Raw genomic sequence first — 18,663 nt, forward strand, 5'->3', positions numbered from 1 at the left:
CCGATCTCGATCACCCGCGCAGGCGGCAGGCTGAAGTATTCGGCGGCGCTCGGGCTGTTCCTCTGCATCCAGCGGAAGAGCTCCCGGCGCCAGGTGAAAAATCCCCGCTTCTCGGCACGCGCCAGCGTCGTCTTGCCCAGGAAGAACGTCGTGTCTTCCAGCTCGAACGCGAGCCCGCGTTGCGCCAGCAGCTTCAGCGCATGCGGAATATCGGGCTCCTCGCGAAATCCATAGTGCAGCGCGACCTTGTAGCAGCGGCCGCGCTCGATCACGTCGATCTCGGTGCGCTCGTCGTCCGGCACCTGCGGCACGTCGGCCGTCACGACCGTAAGGAACACGAGGCGCTCGTGCAGCACCCTGTTGTGCTTGAAGTTGTGCAGCAGCGTGGTCGGCACGCTGTCCCGCTCGGCGGTGAAGAAGATCGCGGTGCCCGGGACGCGCGGCACCTCGGCCATGGTCTGCATGAAGCCTTCGATCGGGACGCGCCGGGCCTCTTCCGAGGCGGCGATGGTATCGGTGGCGAGCTTCCAGGTGGTGAGCATGGTGAACAGAATCACCGCCACGGCAATCGGAAACCAGCCGCCGGAGAAGAACTTGGTCGCGTTGCTGGCAAAGAACATGAGCTCGACGCAGCCGATCGCGCCGAGCACGAGCATCAGCAACGGCCCCCGGCGGGGCCGCAGCAGCCACACGACCATGATGACCAGGCTGGTTTCCAGCACCATGGTCGTGGAGACCGCGATGCCGTACGCCGCGGCGAGCGCCTCGGACTCGCGAAATTCGAGCACCAGGGCGATCACCAACAGCAGCAGCAGCCAGTTCACGCGCGGGATGTAGATCTGACCGCGCTCGGTTTCCGAGGTGTACAGCACCGTGACGCGCGGCAGATAGCCGAGCCGCGAGGCTTGCTGGGTGACCGAGAACGCGCCCGAAATGGTCGCTTGCGAAGCGATCACGGTCGCCGCCGTCGCAAGCACGATCAGCGGTGGCAGCCATTCGATCGGCGCGAGCAGGTAGAAGGGATTCGCGACCGCCGCGGCATTGCGAAGTAGCAACGCGCCCTGGCCGAAGTAATTGAGCATCAGCGCCGGCAATACGATGCCGAACCAGGCCCAGCGAATCGGCCGCCGCCCGAAGTGGCCCATGTCGGCATAAAGCGCTTCGCCGCCCGTAAGCGCCAGGAACACGGCGCCGAGGGCGACGAAGGCCACGCCGGGTTGGTCGGCCGCGAGGCGCGCGGCGTGTCGTGGATCGAGACCGGCGAGCACCTGCGGGGTTTCGACGATGCTCTGGACGCCCAGCAGTGCGAGCGCGCCGAACCATACCAGCATGATCCAGCCGAAGAAGCGCCCGATCCTGGCCGTGCCGCGCCGTTGCGAGACGAACAACATCACGATCACCGCAACGGTGACCGGCACGATCCACTCGCTCAGGCGGGGCGCGATCAGCGTCAGTCCCTCCACGGCCGAGAGCACCGAGATCGCCGGCGTGATGATCGCGTCGCCGAAGAAAAGCGAAGCGCCGAGCACGGCGATGCCGCCCGCGACCCATTGCGTGCGCGGGTGCTTGCGCAGCAGCCGGCCGGCGAACGCGAGCAGGGCGAGGATGCCGCCTTCGCCGCGGTTGTCGAAGTTGAGCACGATGGTGACGTACTTGAGCGACACCACCAGCATGACCGACCAGAAGATGAGCGACAGCCCAGCGAGCACGTTGGCTTCGTTCAGCGCCATGCCGAGCGATTCGGAAAACAGCACCTTGAATGCGTACAGCGGACTGGTGCCGATGTCGCCGAAGACGACGCCGAGCGCAGTCAAGGTAAGGAGTCGAAGCGGAGGGCGGTCGCTGGGCGAGGAGGGCATTGGGGCTTCGCTTTATTGTTGCCGCATGACGATACTCTTGTGCCAAATGCGCAGCAACCTGGCTGCTCGACGATGAAACGACGCACCTTGCTCGTGTCGGCCGTCACGCTTTCGCTCGGCGCCGCGGCGGCCGACACGAGGACGATCACCTACAACGACACGCACTTCAGCATCGATCTTGCGGCGGGCTACGCCGGCCCGGTGGAGCACGTGTCCGGCACGTCGGTGAGCCGCGGCTTTCGCAAGCCTTATCCCGGCACGCCGTTGAGCACGGTGATCCTGGTGACGGTGCGGGAACTGGGGCCGAGCTTCGCCAAGCAGGCGCCCGGGGAGCGTGCGCGGCTGACGCGCGAGACTTTGGAGGCGATCGTCGCAGGCATCGAGAACAATCGCGTCGGATTCCGCAGCTTCGAGCCGCGCACCGTGACCATCGCAGGCTACTCGGGCTTGAAGCTCGCCTGGAGCGGGGCGGCGCAGGGCATCGCGTTCGACGGCGTCGTGTACTGCGTGCTCGTCGGCTCACGCGCGATAGCGGTGCAGATTCAAGACCCGGCCGGGCGTGGGAAGGAGCGCATCGCCGAAGCGGTCCGCGCGGTGGAGCGCATGCGCATCGCACGATAGCGACGACGTAGCCCGAAGAGTCAGCCGGACTTCGTCTTCCTGCGTTCCCGCCTGTGCGTTTGCACGGGAATGACGTCGACCGACTGCCCTTTACGCGCGACGCTTCAAGACCCTGCCGGGGCGAGCGCCGGTCGGCGCACCTTGTCTCCAAACCGGCTCACCGTTCACGATCACCGTGTGGATGCCGGGTGCCGGCCGCACCGGGTCTTCGAACGACGCGGCGTCGATCACGACATCCGGGTCGAACAGCGTGATGTCGGCATAGGCGCCTGCGCGCAGCACGCCGCGGTCTTCGAGACCGAAGCGCGCGGCGGTCAACCCGGTCATCTTGTGCACCGCCGTCTCGAGCGAAAAGAGATTGAGGTCGCGTGCATAGTGGCCGAGCACACGCGGGAACGTTCCCCAAAGGCGCGGATGCGGGCGGGCATCGTGCGGAAGACCGTCGGAGCCGATCATCGTATGCGGATAGGCGAGGATGCGTTGCACGTCGGCCTCGTCCATCATGAAGTAGATCGCCCCGGCGGGCTGCAGGCGATCGATTGCTTCGGCTTCGCTCACGCCCAATGCGCGCGCCGCCTCGACGAGATCCTTGCCGCTCAATTCGGGATGCGGCTTCGACCACGTGACGATCACCCGGTTGGATTGTCCGGCACGATGCCGCTGCATCACCGTCGACGACGCGATATACGGATAACAATCGAGCCCGACACTTTGCCGCGCCCGCGTACGCTCGATCAGCGCCAGCGTCTCGGTCGAGCGGCCGTGATTGGCTTTGCCGACGCACTTGTGATGCGAGATGACGACCGGGATGCCGAGCTCGTCGCCGATGCGGAAGGTCTCATCCATCGCCGCGACGATGGCGTCGTCTTCGTTTCGCATGTGCGTGACATAGAGCCCACTTGTGCGTGCAAGGGGTTGGCACACCGCAATCAGCTCCTCGGTCGAGGCTTGAGCCGCAGGCGCATACGCTGTGCCGGTCGACAGGCCCAATGCGCCCTGCGCCAACGCCTGCTCGGCAAGCCCGCGCATGCGCTCGATTTCCGCCGTCGTCGCCGGCCGATCCAGACGATCCATGGTCGCGGCCCGCAAGGTGGTGTGTCCGATGAGGCACGCCGCGTTGGCCGCCGCCGGCGCATCAGCGAGCGCGGCGCAATAGGTGCGAAAGTCCGGGAAACGGAACCACTGCCCGTCGCTGTCGAGCAGATCGAGCGGCGGTATGGAAGCGCTGTGAGCGGGCGAGCACGCCAGGCTGATGCCGCAGTTGCCGGTGACGACGGTGGTCACGCCCTGGCTCACCTTCGGCGTCATCGTCGGGTCGGACAGAAGCATGCGGTCGTCGTGCGTGTGCGCGTCGATGAATCCGGGCGCGGCGACCAGCCCGCGAGCGTCGATCTCGCGGGCGGCCTCGTCGTCGCCGGCAAGTTGTCCGACGCGGACGACGCGATCGCCGCGGATGCCGATGTCGCCGGCGAAGCGCGTCGCGCCGGTTCCGTCCACGATGGTTGCATTGCGAATGGTCAGGTCGAATCGCGTCGTCATGATGGGCTCCGGAGCTGTTTGCAGTCTACGCTTTAGCGAGCTTTTGCCAAATCGCTGACAGCTCGCTCCCTCCCTTGCAGGGCGCGCATCGGCATGCAGGCCGATGCCGTTCGGCCGGCGCAGACCATGGTCTGCGAATTCCCGGCCTCACCCCCCAACCCCTCTCCCAAAGGGAGAGGGGAGCGTAGTGCGGAAAGCGGCTTGTCAGCCACTTTCCGAATTGTCCAAATGGAACGGAGGCTATGATAGGCGCTCGTCGACCCAGCACTGGGGTGCGAGATGCTAAAGAACCGGATTGCGGCGGCCATGCTCTGCGGGGTAGTGGCCATATGCAGCGGCATGGGATCGGCGGCGGCCGCGAGCAGCGATTCCCGGATCGAGCGTGGTCGCTACGTCGCGATGATCGGCGGCTGCAACGACTGCCATACTGCCGGCTTTGCCGAAAGCGGCGGCAAGGTGCCCGAGAGCGAATGGCTCAAGGGCGATCGGTTGGGATGGCGGCCCCTGGGGCACTACCTTCGCGCCGAACCTGCGGCTTTACATGCGCAAGCTTTCGGAAGACGACTGGGTGCGGGCGGCGCGCGCGCTCAAAACGCGCCCGCCGATGCCGTGGTGGGCGCTGCATGCCATGAGCGAGCCGGACCTGCGCGCGCTGCACCGGTTCATCCGCAGTCTCGGCGAGCCGGGAGCGGCGGCGCCGGCCTATCTTCCACCGGACAAATCTCCGACGCCGCCGTACATCGAGCTGGTGTTGCCGCCCGCCAAGCCGGGCAAGTAGGACTCGGGCGCGCCGGATACGGTCGCAGGAATCGCTCTGACCGCCGCGGCCGAATGCAGGTGTGTGCGATGTGCCGAGCGCGATGTTTCGGTTCGTTCGGTCGCAAGGCGGATATCCCCGGGTGGGAACGCGGGACACCGCCATGGGCAGCTATGTCTCGGTTCGCCCGAGCCCACGCAGCGGATCCATCGCCTGCACCAGGCTGCGTTCTATCGGATTCGGTTCGCCGTCGAAGCGGGACGCCAGCACCTCCGCACACAAGGGCGCCCAGATCAGTCCGCGAGCGCCCATGCCGGCCAAGAGATAGCAGTTGGAATCGCCGCTCGGGGTGTCGGCGGAGCCCAACGCGCCGCATACAGGCAGCCGATCGGCCGTAGCCGCGCGCAATCCCGCCCAGCCGCCGAGCCGCGCGGGATCGAGACCCAGGCCGAAGCCCGGCAGCATGCGCTGCGCGCGCTGGAGATTGCTCGCATGATCGGCGTTGCGCAGGTCTAGCGCTTCGACGTCCGGTTCGAAGGTCGCGCCGACGCAGTGGCCGCCGCCGGGAAGCGGCGCGATGTAGCCGTCGCCGCAAACGACAATGTCGAGCACTCGGTTCGGCGCCGGTGGAATGAAGCTCACCTGGCCGCGTACGCCGACCATCATCGGTAATTGCGCCGAGTCGAACCGCCGCGCGTCGTAGCCGTTGGCGAGCACGAGCACGGGCGCCTGCGCGAGTACCCTGCCGCCCGCATCGCGCACGCGCCATCCTGCCGGCGAGGGCACGAAGTCGTGTGCGGCGCTGCCGAATTGCGTCCGAATGCGATCGGCGCCGAGGCCGAGCAGCGCGCGACATAGCGCCTGCGGCCGTGCCCAGCCGCCGTCCGCGATCCACCACCCGGGGCCGGCGACGCGGTGGCTTGCGAGTCGTGCGCCTTCGTCGGTCTCGACCCAGCGCACGTATTGCGGCGGAAAGGCGTGTGCGGCCAGGATGGCGGCCATGCGGCTGGCCTGTTGCGCCGTGGTCGCGACGTGCAAAACGCCCGTTCGCCGATAGGCATCCGACCATCGCGGATCGCGATCCAGCACTCGCGTCGCCCACAGGAACGCGGCGCGTGCGAGGCGAGCGTTGTCGCTATCGGCGAGGTTCAAGGCCGGGCGCACTGCGCCGACCGCATTGCCGGAGGCTTCCTGCGCAGGTTCGCGGTGACGCTCGATCAGGTCGACGGCCCAGCCACGCGAGGCGAGTGCGTAAGCAGCCCAACTGCCGGCGAGTCCCGCGCCGATGACGACAGCATGACTTTCGCGCGCAGCGGCAGGTCCATGAGAATCCGTTGCGCCGGGGCGAATCGCGCCGAGCATTTCACGCTTGCGTCCGAACCCGGGACGCTTGTCGACCTGGAACCCCACCGACTGCAAGCGTGCGCGAACGGCTGTCGCAACTGACCAGGTCGCTGCAGTCGTTCCCGGTCCGCTCAAGCGGGCAAGCTGTCGAAACAGCGCGTCCGACCACATCTCGGGGTTTTTCTCCGGCGCGAACCCGTCGAGAAAGATCGCATCGGCGCGCGCGTCGAGCTCCGACAGCATTTCGACCGCATCGCCGAAGAGCAGTGTGAGCGCGATGCGACCGCCGGCCAGGTCGATGCGATGGAAGCCGCGCAGGGGCGCCGGCCAGGCGCGGCGAAGCTCCTCCGCCAGGCCGGCAATGTGCGGCCAGCGTGCGTGCGCGCGCGCCAGATCTCCGGGCAGTGCAGGATGCTTCTCGACCGCGACGTAGTTCAGGCGCGAAGGTCGACCCGGGTCGGCCAGCAGCTCGCCGGCGCAGCAGAGGAAATTCAGGCCAAGCCCGAACCCGGTTTCGAGGATCGTGACCGAGCGCCGCCCGCGCCAGCGTTGCGGCAATCCATTGCCCGCAAGAAAGACCGCGCGCGCCTGCGCCGGCCCGCCATCGACCGAGTGATAGACGTCGGAGAAGTCCTCGGAGTAGGGCGCGCCGCCCGCGTCGAATGCGATTCGCGCGGGCTGCAGCGTTTTACTGAGCATCCATCAAACGGACCCGGAGAAGGTGTCGCATTGTCGCAGATCGCCGCTCTGGAAGCCGCGCCGGAACCAGCTCACCCGCTGCTCGGAGCTGCCGTGCGTGAAGCTCTCCGGGACGATGCGGCCCTGGGTCTGCCGCTGCAGGCGGTCGTCGCCGATGGCCGCGGCCGCGGTCAATGCTGATTCCAGATCGCCCTGTTCGAGGATCTGGCGCGTGCGGTTGGCGTGGTAGGCCCAGATGCCGGAGAAGCAATCGGCCTGCAGCTCCATGCGCACCGAAAGAGCATTGGCGCGCGCCTGGTCGCGCGACTGCGCCTGCAGCTGCCGCACCTTGTCCGCGATGCCGAGCTGGTTCTGCACGTGATGACCGACCTCGTGCGCGATGACATATGCCTGCGCCATTTGGCCGGGGGCGCGGAAACGTGTTTGCAGATCGCGATAGAACGACAGGTCGATGTAGACCTTCTGATCGGAGGGGCAATAGAAGGGTCCCATGGCCGCTTGCCCGGTGCCGCAGGCGGTCGGCGTCGCGTCGCTGAAGAGCACGAGCTTGGGATCGCGGTACTGCATGCCATTGCGCTTGAAGAGCTCGCGCCAGGTATCCTCGGTGTCCGCCAGCACTTGGGAAACGAAGCGCGCGGCCTCGTCGTCGGCCGGGGGCGCCGGCGCGGGCCCTTGCTGCTGTTGCACCGGCAGGTCCGAGCCGCCCTGCAGCACGATGGAAGGATCGACGCCGAAATACATGGCGACCAGCGCCAGGACGATGGTGCCGAGCCCGATGCTCTTGCCGCCGAAGCGCATGCCGCGGCGGTCTTCCACGTTGGAGCTTTCACGTCCGCGTCCGATGCGCATGGCTGTTCTTTCGATTCAATCCGGGTTCATACGGTGGCCGGGTCGCGCGGCCGGCATCGAAAACCGATGGTTCGCTTCGTTCACGAGTTGCGCGGGGAGCTGGCCGCCGCGATGCCGGAGGGCGCGGTTCCACGCGTGGCCGATCTGCTCGGGCGAGCGAACCTGCATGCTAGTGCAGTGCCGACCGGACGTCCATCTTGCCCGAATCAATGGACGACGAACGCCGACGCCATCGGCAATTGCTGCCATGCCCACCGCGTAGCGTCATGCCATTCAGCAATGACGGTGCCCGCAACTGTCCTTGCGCGGCCCGGCCGGGACGGGTGCGTCCGTCTGCTCAATGCGTATCCGTGCTGGCGGATGCTTGCAGACGACTTTTTGGGTCGCGCTCGGAGTCCTGAGTAAAATTGCTCGGCGTATTGCGTAAACGCGAACGACTGTCGGTATTCTCTTGGACACTCTCACAGAAAGCGGTGTCGCGGTATGAGTAAATTGTTCGAGCGGCTGGGCGCGGGCGAAATGGCGCTCGGCGTATGGATCAAGGGCGGCCCCAGCTGGGTGCCGACGATCGCCCGCGCCGGGTTCGACTTCGTGCGGCCCGACATGATGTTCTCCGCCTTGGACTGGCGCGAGCTGGATCACATCCACCGGGCCGCGCAGGCGGTCGGGTTGACCACCTGGGTGCGCGTGCCCGCCAACCCATGGCTCGGCGGCACCGAGTCGCTCCAGGTCACGGTGGACGTGCAGCGCGCCTTCAGTCTCGGCATCGAGATCGTGGGCGCATCGATCGCTTCCGCCCGGCAGGCGCGCGCGTGCCTGGAGGTGGCGAACGACTGGCACCGCTCCGGCACGGGGGAGTATCCCAATTCGAACGAGACGTTCAAGGCGATGCATGCCAAGAGCAAGGACGTCGCGGTGTTTGCGCCGCACATCGAGGCCGGGACGGCCATGCAGGAGATCGACGAGATCCTCGCGCTCGACGGCCTGCGCATCGTCATGCTCGCCATGACCGATCTGAGCAAGGCGCTCGGGCATGCATTCGAATACGAGCACCCGGACGTGTGGCGCGCGCTCGATTCGATCGTGGAGAAGGCCGCCAAGCGCAACATCGCCGTCGCCGCCAATATGGGCTATGACTACACCACGCACGAGCGCATGGTCGCTCGCGTGCAGCGCATGCGCGAACACGGCGTGCGCATCTGCCTCATGCAGGGCGCCGACAACATGCTGGAGAACTTCGCCAGGCCGATGCTGCAGGATATTCGCAACCCGGCGGCGTGATCCCGCACGGCGGCCGCACGCGGGACACCGATCTTGACCGCAGGGCGAAAGCGGCGCTGTCCGAACGGCATCCGGTGAGGAATTCGCTGTCCATAGCTGCTCTGGTAGTCGGTACACTTTCTCCTCCTCTCACGAGGAGGGTGGCGGCGAAGGAGGGGGGTGGGTTTTTTCTCCTCTCACGAGGAGCAGCGGCGCGCAGCGCCGGGGTGGTGTGGTTATGACCGCGAGACCGCCCCAACCCGCGCGCCTACTCGGCCTTGATGCCCGCAGCGCGAACGACCTTGGCCCACTTTGTAGTTTCCGCCGCGATGTAAGAACCGAATGCGCTCGGTGATGCGCTCGATGTCGCCACGATGCCGAGCCCGAGCAGCTGCTTTTTCAAGTCCGGCGCGGCGAGCGCCTTGACGACTTCGGCGTGCAGCCGATCGATGATCGGCCCGGGCGTTCCGGCCGGCGCGAAGACGCCGTACCAGTTGTCGGTCGCGAAGCCTTTCAGGCCCGCCTCGGCGACCGTGGGCAAGTCCGGCATCAGCTCGAAGCGCCGGCTTCCGGCGATGGCGATCGTGCGCACCTTCTTCGCCTCGATCATGGCGCGCGCGGTCGATACGGTGGAAAAGATGAGCTGCACGTTGCCGGCGACGAGATCGAGCATCGCGGGCGCGCCGCCCTTGTACGGGATGTGCACGATTTTCACGCCGGCAAGCGTGTTGAAAAGCTCGCCCGCCAGGTGATCGGCCGCGCCCGGCCCCGACGAGCCGTAGTTGAGCTCGCCGGGACGCGACTTGGCGAGCGCGATCATGTCCTTGACGCTGCGCACCGGCAGCGACGGATGCACGACCAGCACGTTGATCGCGACGGCTGCCTGGCTGATGGGCGCGAGGTCGCGAATCGGATCGTAGGTCATCTTCGAATACAGGCTGGGGTTGATGGCGATCGGGCCGATCGTGCCCAGGACCAGGGTGTAGCCGTCCGGCGCCGACTTGGCCGCGAGGTCGACACCGACCATTCCGCCGGCGCCGCCCCGATTGTCGATCAGAACCTGCTGCCCGAGCGCGGGGCCGAGCTTTTGAGCGATTGCCCGCGACGTGAAGTCGGCGCCGCCGCCCGGCGCGAATGGGCTGATCCAGCGGATCGGCTTGACCGGCCAGGATTGGCCGAGCGCCGGTACGGCTGAAACTGCGCAGGCGATACCGAGAAGACGAACGGTCCGAAGCATGGCGGCACCTCGCAAGGGCATCGACCCTATTCTATCGAGCGTTCGCCATTCATGACGCGCTCGTCCCTCACCCCCAGCCCCTCTCCGGGGGGAGAGGGGAGCGTCGCGTCCGTATTGTACTGTCGTCCAATACGGAACGATCAATAGAAGACGGGCTCGCGGCGTCCGCGCAAGCCGTGGCAGCTAATTCACTTTGATGTTCGCAGTCTTTATCACCTTGCTCCAGCGCGCGAACTCGTCGGCGATCAATCTTGCGAACTCGCCGGACGAACTGGTCGCCGGATCGACGCCGAGCTGCACGAAACGATCGCGCACTTCGGGCAGCGCCATGATGCGAACGGCTTCGTCGTGCCGGCAGGCAACGCGATCCCGTACCAGATGAGCACTTCGGCGCCGGGGTAGCCCGCTTCGGCGATCGTTTCGGCATCGGGGAAGCCGGGCAGTCTCTGCTTGCCCGTCGTCGCGAGGATGCGCACGCGGCCAGCCTGCGCGAGCGGCACGACCGGTGGCACGCCCGAGAAGACGATGCTCACCTGGCCGCCGACCAGGTCCCTGAGCGCTTCGGCGTTGCCCTTGTAGGGCACGTGCACGATGTCGACGCCGGTGACGATCTTGAACAGCTCGCCGGCGAGGTGCGGACTGGTGCCCACGCCGGGAGAGCCGAAGTTGAGCTGCCCGGGCTTGCCCTTGGCGAGCGCCACCAGGCCCTTCACGTCCTTCGCCGGCACCGAGGGGTGCACGACGATGACCACCGGACCGGTCGCGATGAGACTCACCGCGGCGAAATCCCTGACGGGATCGTACGGCGTGTTCGGATACAGGGCCGGATTCATGGCGAGCGGCCCGAGCGCGCTCATCGCCAGCGTGTGCCCGTCGTGCGCCGCCTTCGCCACCGCGTCGGTGCCGATCATTCCGCCCGCCCCGGGACGATTTTCGACGATGACTGGCTGCCCGAGCGACTGGTGCAGATGCGGTGCGAGCGTGCGCGCCATGATGTCCAGCGTCGATCCCGGTCCGTAGGCGACGATGAAGCGAATCGGCTTCGACGGAAAGACTTGCGCCTGTGCGGGCGCAAGTGTGGCGAGCAGGACGACCAGTGCGTGAAATGCGCGCTTCATTTGCTTCCTCGGCTGGTTGCAGGGTGCGGCAGCTGCATACCGATGATACGTGGTTCGCGCAGGTCGAAGCGCCGTACCGGGAACGCAAGCGCGCGCGAGTCCACGTGCCCTTGGATCCGTGGGATCGGTCGTGCTCCTGGGACGACGAGCCGGGATCGGGCATCCGATGCGTTGGACCGATGGTCGGACGTGCGACGGTCAGGTCCGGCAGTTCGCCTGACGGCTCGTTGGGCAGATGACGCCAGGAATCGATACCTTCCAACGCGGTTCTGCATCGTTGGGTCCTACCCGGAAGACTGCGGCTTGACGCCCGGTCTGCTCCTCGCGGCCTTGACCGCCCGAGCCTCATCCGCCTACCTTTCGCAATCGGAACGATGCTGTGCGGCAGGGTTCGGCCGAACAGTCAGGGAGAACGATGGCCAAACGTAACAACCAATCCCGGAGCGCGGCGACGGTCGGCTACGAGGCGCAGCTCTGGCAGATGGCGGACGCTCTCCGCGGCAGCATGGATGCCGCCGAGTACAAGCACGTCGTCCTCGGGCTCATCTTCCTCAAGTACATCTCCGACGCCTTCGAAGAGCAGCACGCCTGGCTCGAAGCCGAAAAGTCCCAGGGTGCGGACCCCGAAGATCCCGACGAGTACCGCGCGCTCAACATCTTCTGGGTGCCCCCGGAAGCCCGCTGGGCGCACCTGAAGGCGCAGGCGAAGCAGTCCACGATCGGCCAGCTCGTCGACGATGCCATGACCGGCATCGAGCGGGACAACCCGGCGCTCAAGAGCGTGTTGCCCAAGGACTACGCCCGCCCCGCGCTCGACAAGACGCGCCTCGGCCAACTGATCGACCTGGTGAGCAACATCAAGATCGGCGACGAGGAGAGCCGCGCCAAAGACGTGCTCGGCCGCGTCTACGAATACTTCCTCTCGCAGTTCGCCAGCGCCGAGGGCAAGAAGGGCGGCGAGTTCTACACGCCGCGCTGCGTGGTGAAGCTTCTCGTCGAGATGCTGGAGCCCTACCGCGGCCGCGTGTACGACCCCTGCTGCGGCTCCTCGGGCATGTTCGTGCAGTCGGTGGAGTTCATCCGCGCGCACGCCGGAGCCGGAGGCGACCCGAAACGCCGGAACGGCAACGGCGGCAAGCCGAATGGACAAAAGCGGGCCGACATCTCGATCTACGGCCAGGAGTCGAACTACACCACCTGGCGGCTCGCCAGGATGAACCTCGCGATCCGCGGCATCGACGGCCAGATTGCCCACGGCGACACCTTCCACAACGATCGCCACCCTGACCTCAAGGCCGATTTCATCCTCGCCAATCCGCCGTTCAACGTCTCCGACTGGGGCGGCGAGCGCCTGCGCGACGACAAGCGCTGGCAGTACGGCGTGCCGCCGGCCGGCAACGCCAACTTCGCCTGGGTGCAGCACATCGTCCACCATCTCGTGCCTGCCGGCGTGGCCGGCTTCGTGCTCGCCAACGGCTCGATGTCGTCCAACCAGTCGGGCGAGGGCGAGATCCGAAAGAACCTGGTCGAGGGCGATCTCGTGGACTGCATGGTCGCGCTGCCGGGCCAGCTTTTCTACTCGACCCAGATCCCGGCATGCCTGTGGTTTCTCGCGCGCGATCGCAAGAACGGAAAATTCAGAGACCGACGCGGCCACGTGCTCTTCATCGATGCCCGCAAGCTCGGCCGCATGGTGGATCGCACCCACCGTGAGCTGACCGACGAGGACGTCGCCCGCATCGCCAACACCTACCACGCCTGGCGCGGAGCTTCTTCGTCCCCTCCCCCGCTTGCGGGGGAGGGACAGGGAGGGGGCTACGCCGACGTCCCCGGCTTCTGCAAGAGCGCAACGCTGGAGGAAGTACGCAAGCACGGCCACGTGCTCACGCCCGGCCGCTACGTCGGCGCCGAGGCGCAGGAAGACGACGGCGAGCCGTTCGAGGAGAAGATGAAGCGGCTCACCGCCACGCTGCGCGAGCAGCAGGCGGAGGCCGCGAAGCTGGATGCCGCGATTGCCGCCAACCTGAAGGAGCTCGGGTATGGCGGGTAAGCGCCGCGGCAAGACATCCGACGAACGCCTGGCGCGCGGCCGCAGCCGAGCCGAGGCATGCTTCCCGGTAGCGCCTCCGAAGGCGAGCCTGCCGGCGGATTACGCGAGCGCCTTCGCCGCCATCAAGCAACGCATCCAGGAAGAGCGCCTGCGGGTGGTCCTAGCCGCCAACTCGGCGATGGTTCTGCTCTATTGGGACGTTGGCCGGACGATCCTCGACCGGCAGGAACGCGGAGGCTGGGGTGCGAAGGTGATCGACCGCCTGTCCGCCGATCTGCGCGAGGCCTTCCCCGACGTGAAGGGCTTTTCGCCGCGCAACCTCAAGTACATGCGCGCCTTCGCCGCGGCGTGGCCGGAGCGGGCGATCGTGCAAGAGGCTCTTGCACAAATCCCCTGGTACCACCACATCGCGTTGCTGGAGAAGCTCGATGAGCAGGCCGTCAGGCTTTGGTACGCCCGGCAAGCCCGCGAGCACGGCTGGTCGCACGACATCCTCGTCCTACAGATCGAGAGCCGCTTCCACGAGCGCCGGGGTAAGGCGGTTACCAACTTTCCGGCCACCCTGCCGTCTCCCGCCTCGGACATGGCTGTTCAGGTCTTCAAGGACCCCTACCTCTTCGACTTCCTCGGCACCGCCGATCCGCGCCGCGAACGCGAGGTCGAGCAGGCCCTCGTCGATCACATCCAGCGTTTCCTGCTCGAGCTGGGCAGCGGTTTCGCCTTCGTCGGGCGGCAAGTGCCGCTCGAAGTGGGCAATCAGGACTTTGTCGTCGATCTGCTTTTCTACCACCTGAAGCTGCGCTGCTACGTCGTCATCGAGCTGAAGGCAGTCTCCTTCGACCCAGCGTTCGTCGGCCAGTTGAACCTCTACCTCTCCGCCGTCGATGATCTTTTGCGCCACCCGGACGACCAGCCGACCATCGGCCTGCTCCTATGCCGAGGCAAGGACGAGATCGTCGTCGAGTACGCTCTGCGCCACCTGAAGCGCCCCGTCGGCGTCGCCGAATGGGAGACTGAGCTCGTCGACAAGCTGCCAAAGGCACTGCGTGGCAGCCTGCCCACGGTCGAAGAGATCGAGGCCGAGCTTGGCGGGGCCGGAGTGCGAAGGAAGGGGAAGTCGGCTCGGGCCGGACGTAAGCCGACAAGGGGCGAGGCGTGATCGTGCAGCGTTGCGAGCAGGCCGAGGCGGCGAAGCCGGATACAGCGATTGTTGCCAATCAAAAGGAGCTGGGACATGGCGGTTATCGGCCCCGCCAAGGGTGGGTACTGGCGGGTGATCGAATGACCGCCTTCACCGAATCCGTCGTCGAAGACGCCGCCCTCGCCTGGCTGGAGGCGATCGGCTGGCGCATCGCTCACGGCCCCGACGTCGCGCCCGACATGCTGGCGGCCGAACGGCGCGACTACGGTGAAGTCGTGCTGGCGCAGCGGCTGCGCGATGCGCTCTCGCGCCTCAACCCGGCGCTCTCCGCCGAGACGTTGGAGGACGCCTTGCGCAAGCTCACCCGGCCCGAAGGCACCGACCTCATCCAGCGCAATCGTGCGCTGCACCGCCTGATCGTGAACGGCGTGAACGTCGAGTACCGGACGAGCGCGGGCGAGATTCGCGGCGCACAAGCCCGGGTCATCGACTTCGACGACCCGGCCAACAACGACTGGCTGGCAGTCATCGGATTCACTGGCACGCCGATCGAGCTGGCCGACGCCAATACACGTGCGGTCTTCGGCGACTACATCAGCGTCTACGATATCCAGCGCGCGGTGCAGGACGGCGCGACGGTGCCCATCTACTACGAGAGCCGGCTCGCCAAGCTCGCGCTCGATGCGTCCGAACGGCCCAGGATCGATCCGGACTTCGAGGAGGCGACCGAGGGCGAGGAGGTCGAGCGCAAGGAGAAGCTCAAGACCAAGTGGGCGCAGCTCGAAGCCGTGGTCGGCGCCGACAAACGCCTTTCGTTCGTAGCGCGCGACGTTGTCGAACACTTCGAGCGCCGGCTGGAGGCCATGGACGGGAAGGCGATGATCGTCTGCATGAGCCGGCGCATTTGCGTGGAGCTGTATCGGGAGATCGCGAGGCTGCGGCCCGCCTGGCACGACGAAGACGACGCGCGCGGCGCGATGAAGGTCGTCATGACGGGCTCGGCCTCCGATCCCGCGCAATGGCAGGCGCACATCCGCAACAAACCGCGGCGCGAGGCGCTAGCCAACCGCTTCCGCGACCCCAACGACCCGCTCAGGCTCGTGCTGGTGCGCGACATGTGGCTCACCGGCTTCGATGCGCCGAGCATGCACACGATGTACGTCGATAAGCCCATGCGGGGACACGGGCTGATGCAGGCGATCGCGCGCGTCAATCGCGTGTTCAAGGACAAGCCCGGCGGACTGGTGGTGGACTACCTGGGGCTGGCCCATGAGCTCAAGGCCGCGCTCGCTACCTACACCGAGAGCGGCGGCACCGGACGCACGGCACTGGACCAGGAGGAAGCAGTCGCATTGATGCTGGAGAAGTACGAGGTCTGCTGCGGCCTGTTCGGGCCGATCACGACGCCGGCAGGTGTCACGCCGGGCTTCGACTGGTCGAAGAAGTGGGTGAGCGGCACGCCGCCGGAGCGGCTGGCGCTTCTGCCCGCGGCGCAGGAGCACGTGCTGCGGCAGGAGAACGGCAAGGACCGCTGCATCCGCGCAGTGCGCGAGCTGTCGCAGGCCTTCGCGCTGGCCGTGCCGCACGAGGAGGCGCTGCGCATCCGCGACGACATGGCTTTTTTCCAGGCGGTGCAGGCCGTGCTTGCCAAGCGCGCGCCTGGCGACGCGCGGCCGGAAGAGGAGCTGGACCACGCAGTGCGGCAGATCATCTCGCGCGCGATTGCTCCCGAGGGCGTGGTGGACATCTTCGCCGCGGCGGGGCTGCAGAAGCCGGACATCTCCATCCTGTCGGAGGAGTTCCTGGCGGAGGTCCGGGGCATGCCTCAGCGCAACCTCGCAGTCGAGCTGCTCCAGAAGCTGTTGAGGGGAGAGCTTGCCTCGAGGCGGCGCAAGAACGTGGTGCAGGCCCGTTCCTTCGTCGAGATGCTGGAGCAGACCATCCGCCGTTACCAGAACCGCGCCATCGAGGCGGCGCAGGTGATCGAGGAGCTGATCGCACTCGCGAAAGAGATGCGCGAGGCGAGCGCGCGCGGCGAGTCGCTCGGGCTATCCGAGGACGAGCTGGCCTTCTACGACGCGCTGGAGACCAACGACAGCGCGGTAAAGGTACTCGGGGAGCCGACGCTGCGCACCATTGCGCAGGAATTGGTGCGCACGGTACGAGCGAACGTGACGATCGACTGGACCATGCGCGAAAACGTGCGCGCCCAGCTGCGCGTGCTGGTCAGGCGCATCCTGCGCAAGTACGGATATCCGCCGGACAAGCAGGAGAAGGCAACCCAGACAGTCCTCGAGCAGGCGGCATTGCTCAGCGCTGGCTGGGCGGCGGCTTGAGGTCGTCGCCGGCAAGGCCAAGTCCGAAGGACTGAAGCACTTACGGTTCGTGGTAACGGGGAAGGTAGCGGGTAGCGGCCCCCGGCGTTTTCTCGACAGGCGGCGGAGCGTTACCCGGTGTGGGCGGAGGTAGGCGGGGTGTTGGCTCCGTTACGGCCACAACGACCATAATCGTGGGAGTACCGCGATACCAATGGCGACCAATGCCCACGCCCATGGAAAGTATCTTTCGAACCAGAACGAATCGAGAATCGTAAGACGCCAGTGTGCTCGCAGCTCGTGCACCAGAAGCTGGCGAAGCTGAACCTTGTACATAGGTAGATTCTCCGAGCCGGGGTAGGGGCGTTCCGGCCGAAAGTCGAGGTACCTCCGGAAGAGTGTCCGATGAACCCGAGGAGTTCCCGCCTCCTTGCCCCAAGTGAAGCCAGCCTGTGTTAGGTATGGCTCCGCGAATTCTCTGAACTTCGGATCGCGCTTCATGCGCCCGCTGACCGCATGCTCGTAGGCTCGCGCCATGAATGAAAGGCTCTTGGAGCCGATAGACTGCCAGTACCGAAAGGCTTGGAAGACAAAGTAGACCCACGCAGCCCAATACAGAATCTCAGGGCGCTGTAGTGTGATGGCGCCGCCTAAGGCGGATACGTCCGACTTGAAATCGCCCCCGGCGAGCTCTATGAGGATAAGGACGGTCGATATAACCAGAAAAGGTTTTCGCTCGGGTGTATTCGCTTCGAAATAGTACGGACCAACAATGACGGTGGTCGGCATAACGGCGTCCCTCCCTGGAGGCACACTCATGGCATAGCCGAGAGACGCGGAGACACGCTGCAGTGTAAATACCTGAGTGGCCGCGAATCCTCTCGGATGTATTGCATGATAAATCCGTCAATTGCTATTGGACTTGATCTCGGTGGCACGAAGACCGAGATCATCGCCCTAGGCCCGGACGGCGCGGAGCTGCTCCGCCACCGCATCCCCACCCCGCAAGGCGACTACGACGCGACGCTCGACGCGATCGTGCACTTGGTTCGTGAAGCCGAGCGCGAGCTGGGCACGCACGCCACCGTAGGCATCGGCACGCCGGGCGCCATCTCCGCCGCGACCGGTTTCATCAAAAACTCCAACTCGACCTGCCTCAACGGCCGCCCGCTCAAAGCTGATCTCGAAGCCAGGCTCGGTCGCACGCTTCGCATCGCGAACGATGCCAACTGCTTCGCCCTTTCCGAGGCGGTCGACGGGGCGGCGGCGGGGGCCAAGGTCGTGTTCGGCGTGATTCTCGGCACCGGCGTGGGTGGCGGCATCGTGGTCGACGGGAAGATCCTGACCGGCGCGAACGCCATAGCGGGCGAATGGGGGCACAACCCGCTGCCGGTGCTTGATGCGGCGGAGCTTCCCGGACCGGCCTGCTATTGCGGCCGCTCAGGCTGCATCGAAACCTGGCTGTCGGGTCCCGGGCTCGCGCGCGATTATCGACAAGCGACCGGGCGCGTGCTCGAGGCACGGGAGATTGCGGAGCGCGCGACGCAAGATGCGCAGTGCGAGGCCGCGCTGGCCCGCTACGAGGAGCGGCTAGCGCGCGCGCTCGCGCAGGTCGTGAACATCCTCGATCCGGACGTCATTGTGCTGGGCGGCGGACTCTCCAACATCGAGCGGCTGTACCGGAACGTCCCGCGGCTTTGGGCCCGGCACGTATTCTCGGATACGATCGCGACTCGCCTGACGCGAAACCGGCATGGCGATTCGAGCGGGGTGCGCGGGGCCGCATGGCTCGGCGCGGAAGGGACACCACGATATTGGCAGCGCCGATTACGTTCTTGAATCTGCGTGGTGCTTCCTCCCTCACCCCCCGCCCC

At 66.4% G+C, this 18,663-nt stretch carries 12 protein-coding genes and 2 pseudogenes; 7 read left to right on the forward strand and 7 right to left on the reverse strand.

Going from position 1 to position 18,663, the window contains the following annotated elements; genetic code table 11:
- The coding region (gene trkD / locus GEV05_14275; GenBank protein ID MPZ44538.1) for a potassium transporter Kup at positions 1-1,859 on the reverse strand (1,859 nt) is incomplete at its 3' end.
- A 72-nt stretch (positions 1,860-1,931) separates the two neighbouring features.
- Between trkD and GEV05_14280 the strand changes: the two genes are divergently transcribed.
- Entirely contained in the window at positions 1,932-2,480 is a 549-nt protein-coding gene (locus tag GEV05_14280) for a hypothetical protein (GenBank protein ID MPZ44539.1), read from the forward strand.
- 90 nt (positions 2,481-2,570) lie between these two features.
- On the opposite strand, the gene GEV05_14285 is transcribed toward GEV05_14280, so the two are convergent.
- Positions 2,571-4,019, reverse strand: a complete 1,449-nt coding sequence (locus tag GEV05_14285; GenBank protein ID MPZ44540.1) for an amidohydrolase family protein — start codon at positions 4,017-4,019, stop codon at positions 2,571-2,573.
- Between the two features lie 279 nt (positions 4,020-4,298).
- On the opposite strand from GEV05_14285, the pseudogene GEV05_14290 reads away from it, so the two are divergent.
- Positions 4,299-4,797: pseudogene (locus tag GEV05_14290) on the forward strand (cytochrome C).
- A 150-nt stretch (positions 4,798-4,947) separates the two neighbouring features.
- On the opposite strand, the gene mnmC reads toward GEV05_14290, so the two are convergent.
- Both mnmC and GEV05_14300 read right to left on the reverse strand, forming a co-directional pair.
- Positions 4,948-6,819, reverse strand: coding sequence for a bifunctional tRNA (5-methylaminomethyl-2-thiouridine)(34)-methyltransferase MnmD/FAD-dependent 5-carboxymethylaminomethyl-2-thiouridine(34) oxidoreductase MnmC (mnmC, locus tag GEV05_14295; protein MPZ44541.1), 1,872 nt, complete (start codon positions 6,817-6,819; stop codon positions 4,948-4,950).
- Between the two features lie 3 nt (positions 6,820-6,822).
- Positions 6,823-7,668 (reverse strand): hypothetical protein, encoded by an 846-nt coding sequence (locus GEV05_14300; protein MPZ44542.1) that lies wholly within the window; start codon positions 7,666-7,668, stop codon positions 6,823-6,825.
- 483 nt (positions 7,669-8,151) lie between these two features.
- Between GEV05_14300 and GEV05_14305 the strand changes: the two genes are divergently transcribed.
- Positions 8,152-8,949, forward strand: coding sequence for a hypothetical protein (locus GEV05_14305; protein ID MPZ44543.1), 798 nt, complete (start codon positions 8,152-8,154; stop codon positions 8,947-8,949).
- A 247-nt stretch (positions 8,950-9,196) separates the two neighbouring features.
- Here the strand turns inward: GEV05_14305 and GEV05_14310 are convergent, their stop codons facing one another.
- Both GEV05_14310 and GEV05_14315 read right to left on the reverse strand, forming a co-directional pair.
- The gene (locus GEV05_14310; protein MPZ44544.1) at positions 9,197-10,186 is read right to left on the reverse strand and encodes a tripartite tricarboxylate transporter substrate binding protein; all 990 of its coding nucleotides are present in this window, start codon (positions 10,184-10,186) and stop codon (positions 9,197-9,199) included.
- Positions 10,187-10,348: 162 nt separating this feature from the next.
- Positions 10,349-11,283 (reverse strand): annotated as a pseudogene (locus tag GEV05_14315) (tripartite tricarboxylate transporter substrate binding protein).
- A 415-nt stretch (positions 11,284-11,698) separates the two neighbouring features.
- Here GEV05_14315 and GEV05_14320 point away from each other — a divergent pair.
- The 3 genes from GEV05_14320 (at position 11,699) to GEV05_14330 (ending at position 16,810) form a co-directional block, all read left to right on the forward strand.
- Positions 11,699-13,333, forward strand: a complete 1,635-nt coding sequence (locus GEV05_14320; GenBank protein MPZ44545.1) for an N-6 DNA methylase — start codon at positions 11,699-11,701, stop codon at positions 13,331-13,333.
- A complete protein-coding gene (locus GEV05_14325) occupies positions 13,323-14,492 on the forward strand; it encodes a DUF1016 family protein (GenBank protein MPZ44546.1) in 1,170 nt (389 codons plus the stop codon). Before GEV05_14320 ends, GEV05_14325 begins: the two co-directional genes overlap by 11 nt.
- 122 nt (positions 14,493-14,614) lie before the next feature.
- Complete coding sequence (locus GEV05_14330) at positions 14,615-16,810, forward strand: DUF3387 domain-containing protein (GenBank protein ID MPZ44547.1); 2,196 nt, start codon at positions 14,615-14,617, stop codon at positions 16,808-16,810.
- Positions 16,811-16,960: 150 nt separating this feature from the next.
- On the opposite strand, the gene GEV05_14335 is transcribed toward GEV05_14330, so the two are convergent.
- Entirely contained in the window at positions 16,961-17,578 is a 618-nt protein-coding gene (locus GEV05_14335; protein ID MPZ44548.1) for a hypothetical protein, read from the reverse strand.
- 120 nt (positions 17,579-17,698) lie between these two features.
- Here GEV05_14335 and GEV05_14340 point away from each other — a divergent pair, with 120 nt between their 5' ends.
- The gene (locus GEV05_14340; protein MPZ44549.1) at positions 17,699-18,628 is read left to right on the forward strand and encodes an ROK family protein; all 930 of its coding nucleotides are present in this window, start codon (positions 17,699-17,701) and stop codon (positions 18,626-18,628) included.
- Positions 18,629-18,663 lie beyond the last annotated feature (35 nt).

The organism is Betaproteobacteria bacterium (assembly GCA_009377585.1).
Classification (GTDB): domain Bacteria; phylum Pseudomonadota; class Gammaproteobacteria; order Burkholderiales; family WYBJ01; genus WYBJ01.

Excerpts from the sequence above, each read along its gene's own strand:
- GEV05_14320 (MPZ44545.1), top strand. The coding sequence starts at position 11,699 with ATGGCCAAACGTAACAACCAATCCCGGAGCGCGGCGACGGTCGGCTAC.
- GEV05_14280 (MPZ44539.1), top strand. The coding sequence starts at position 1,932 with ATGAAACGACGCACCTTGCTCGTGTCGGCCGTCACGCTTTCGCTCGGC.
- GEV05_14285 (MPZ44540.1), bottom strand. The coding sequence starts at position 4,019 with ATGACGACGCGATTCGACCTGACCATTCGCAATGCAACCATCGTGGAC.
- GEV05_14325 (MPZ44546.1), top strand. The coding sequence starts at position 13,323 with ATGGCGGGTAAGCGCCGCGGCAAGACATCCGACGAACGCCTGGCGCGC.
- GEV05_14310 (MPZ44544.1), bottom strand. The coding sequence starts at position 10,186 with ATGCCCTTGCGAGGTGCCGCCATGCTTCGGACCGTTCGTCTTCTCGGT.
- GEV05_14330 (MPZ44547.1), top strand. The coding sequence starts at position 14,615 with ATGACCGCCTTCACCGAATCCGTCGTCGAAGACGCCGCCCTCGCCTGG.
- mnmC (MPZ44541.1), bottom strand. The coding sequence starts at position 6,819 with ATGCTCAGTAAAACGCTGCAGCCCGCGCGAATCGCATTCGACGCGGGC.
- GEV05_14300 (MPZ44542.1), bottom strand. The coding sequence starts at position 7,668 with ATGCGCATCGGACGCGGACGTGAAAGCTCCAACGTGGAAGACCGCCGC.
- GEV05_14305 (MPZ44543.1), top strand. The coding sequence starts at position 8,152 with ATGAGTAAATTGTTCGAGCGGCTGGGCGCGGGCGAAATGGCGCTCGGC.
- GEV05_14335 (MPZ44548.1), bottom strand. The coding sequence starts at position 17,578 with ATGCCGACCACCGTCATTGTTGGTCCGTACTATTTCGAAGCGAATACA.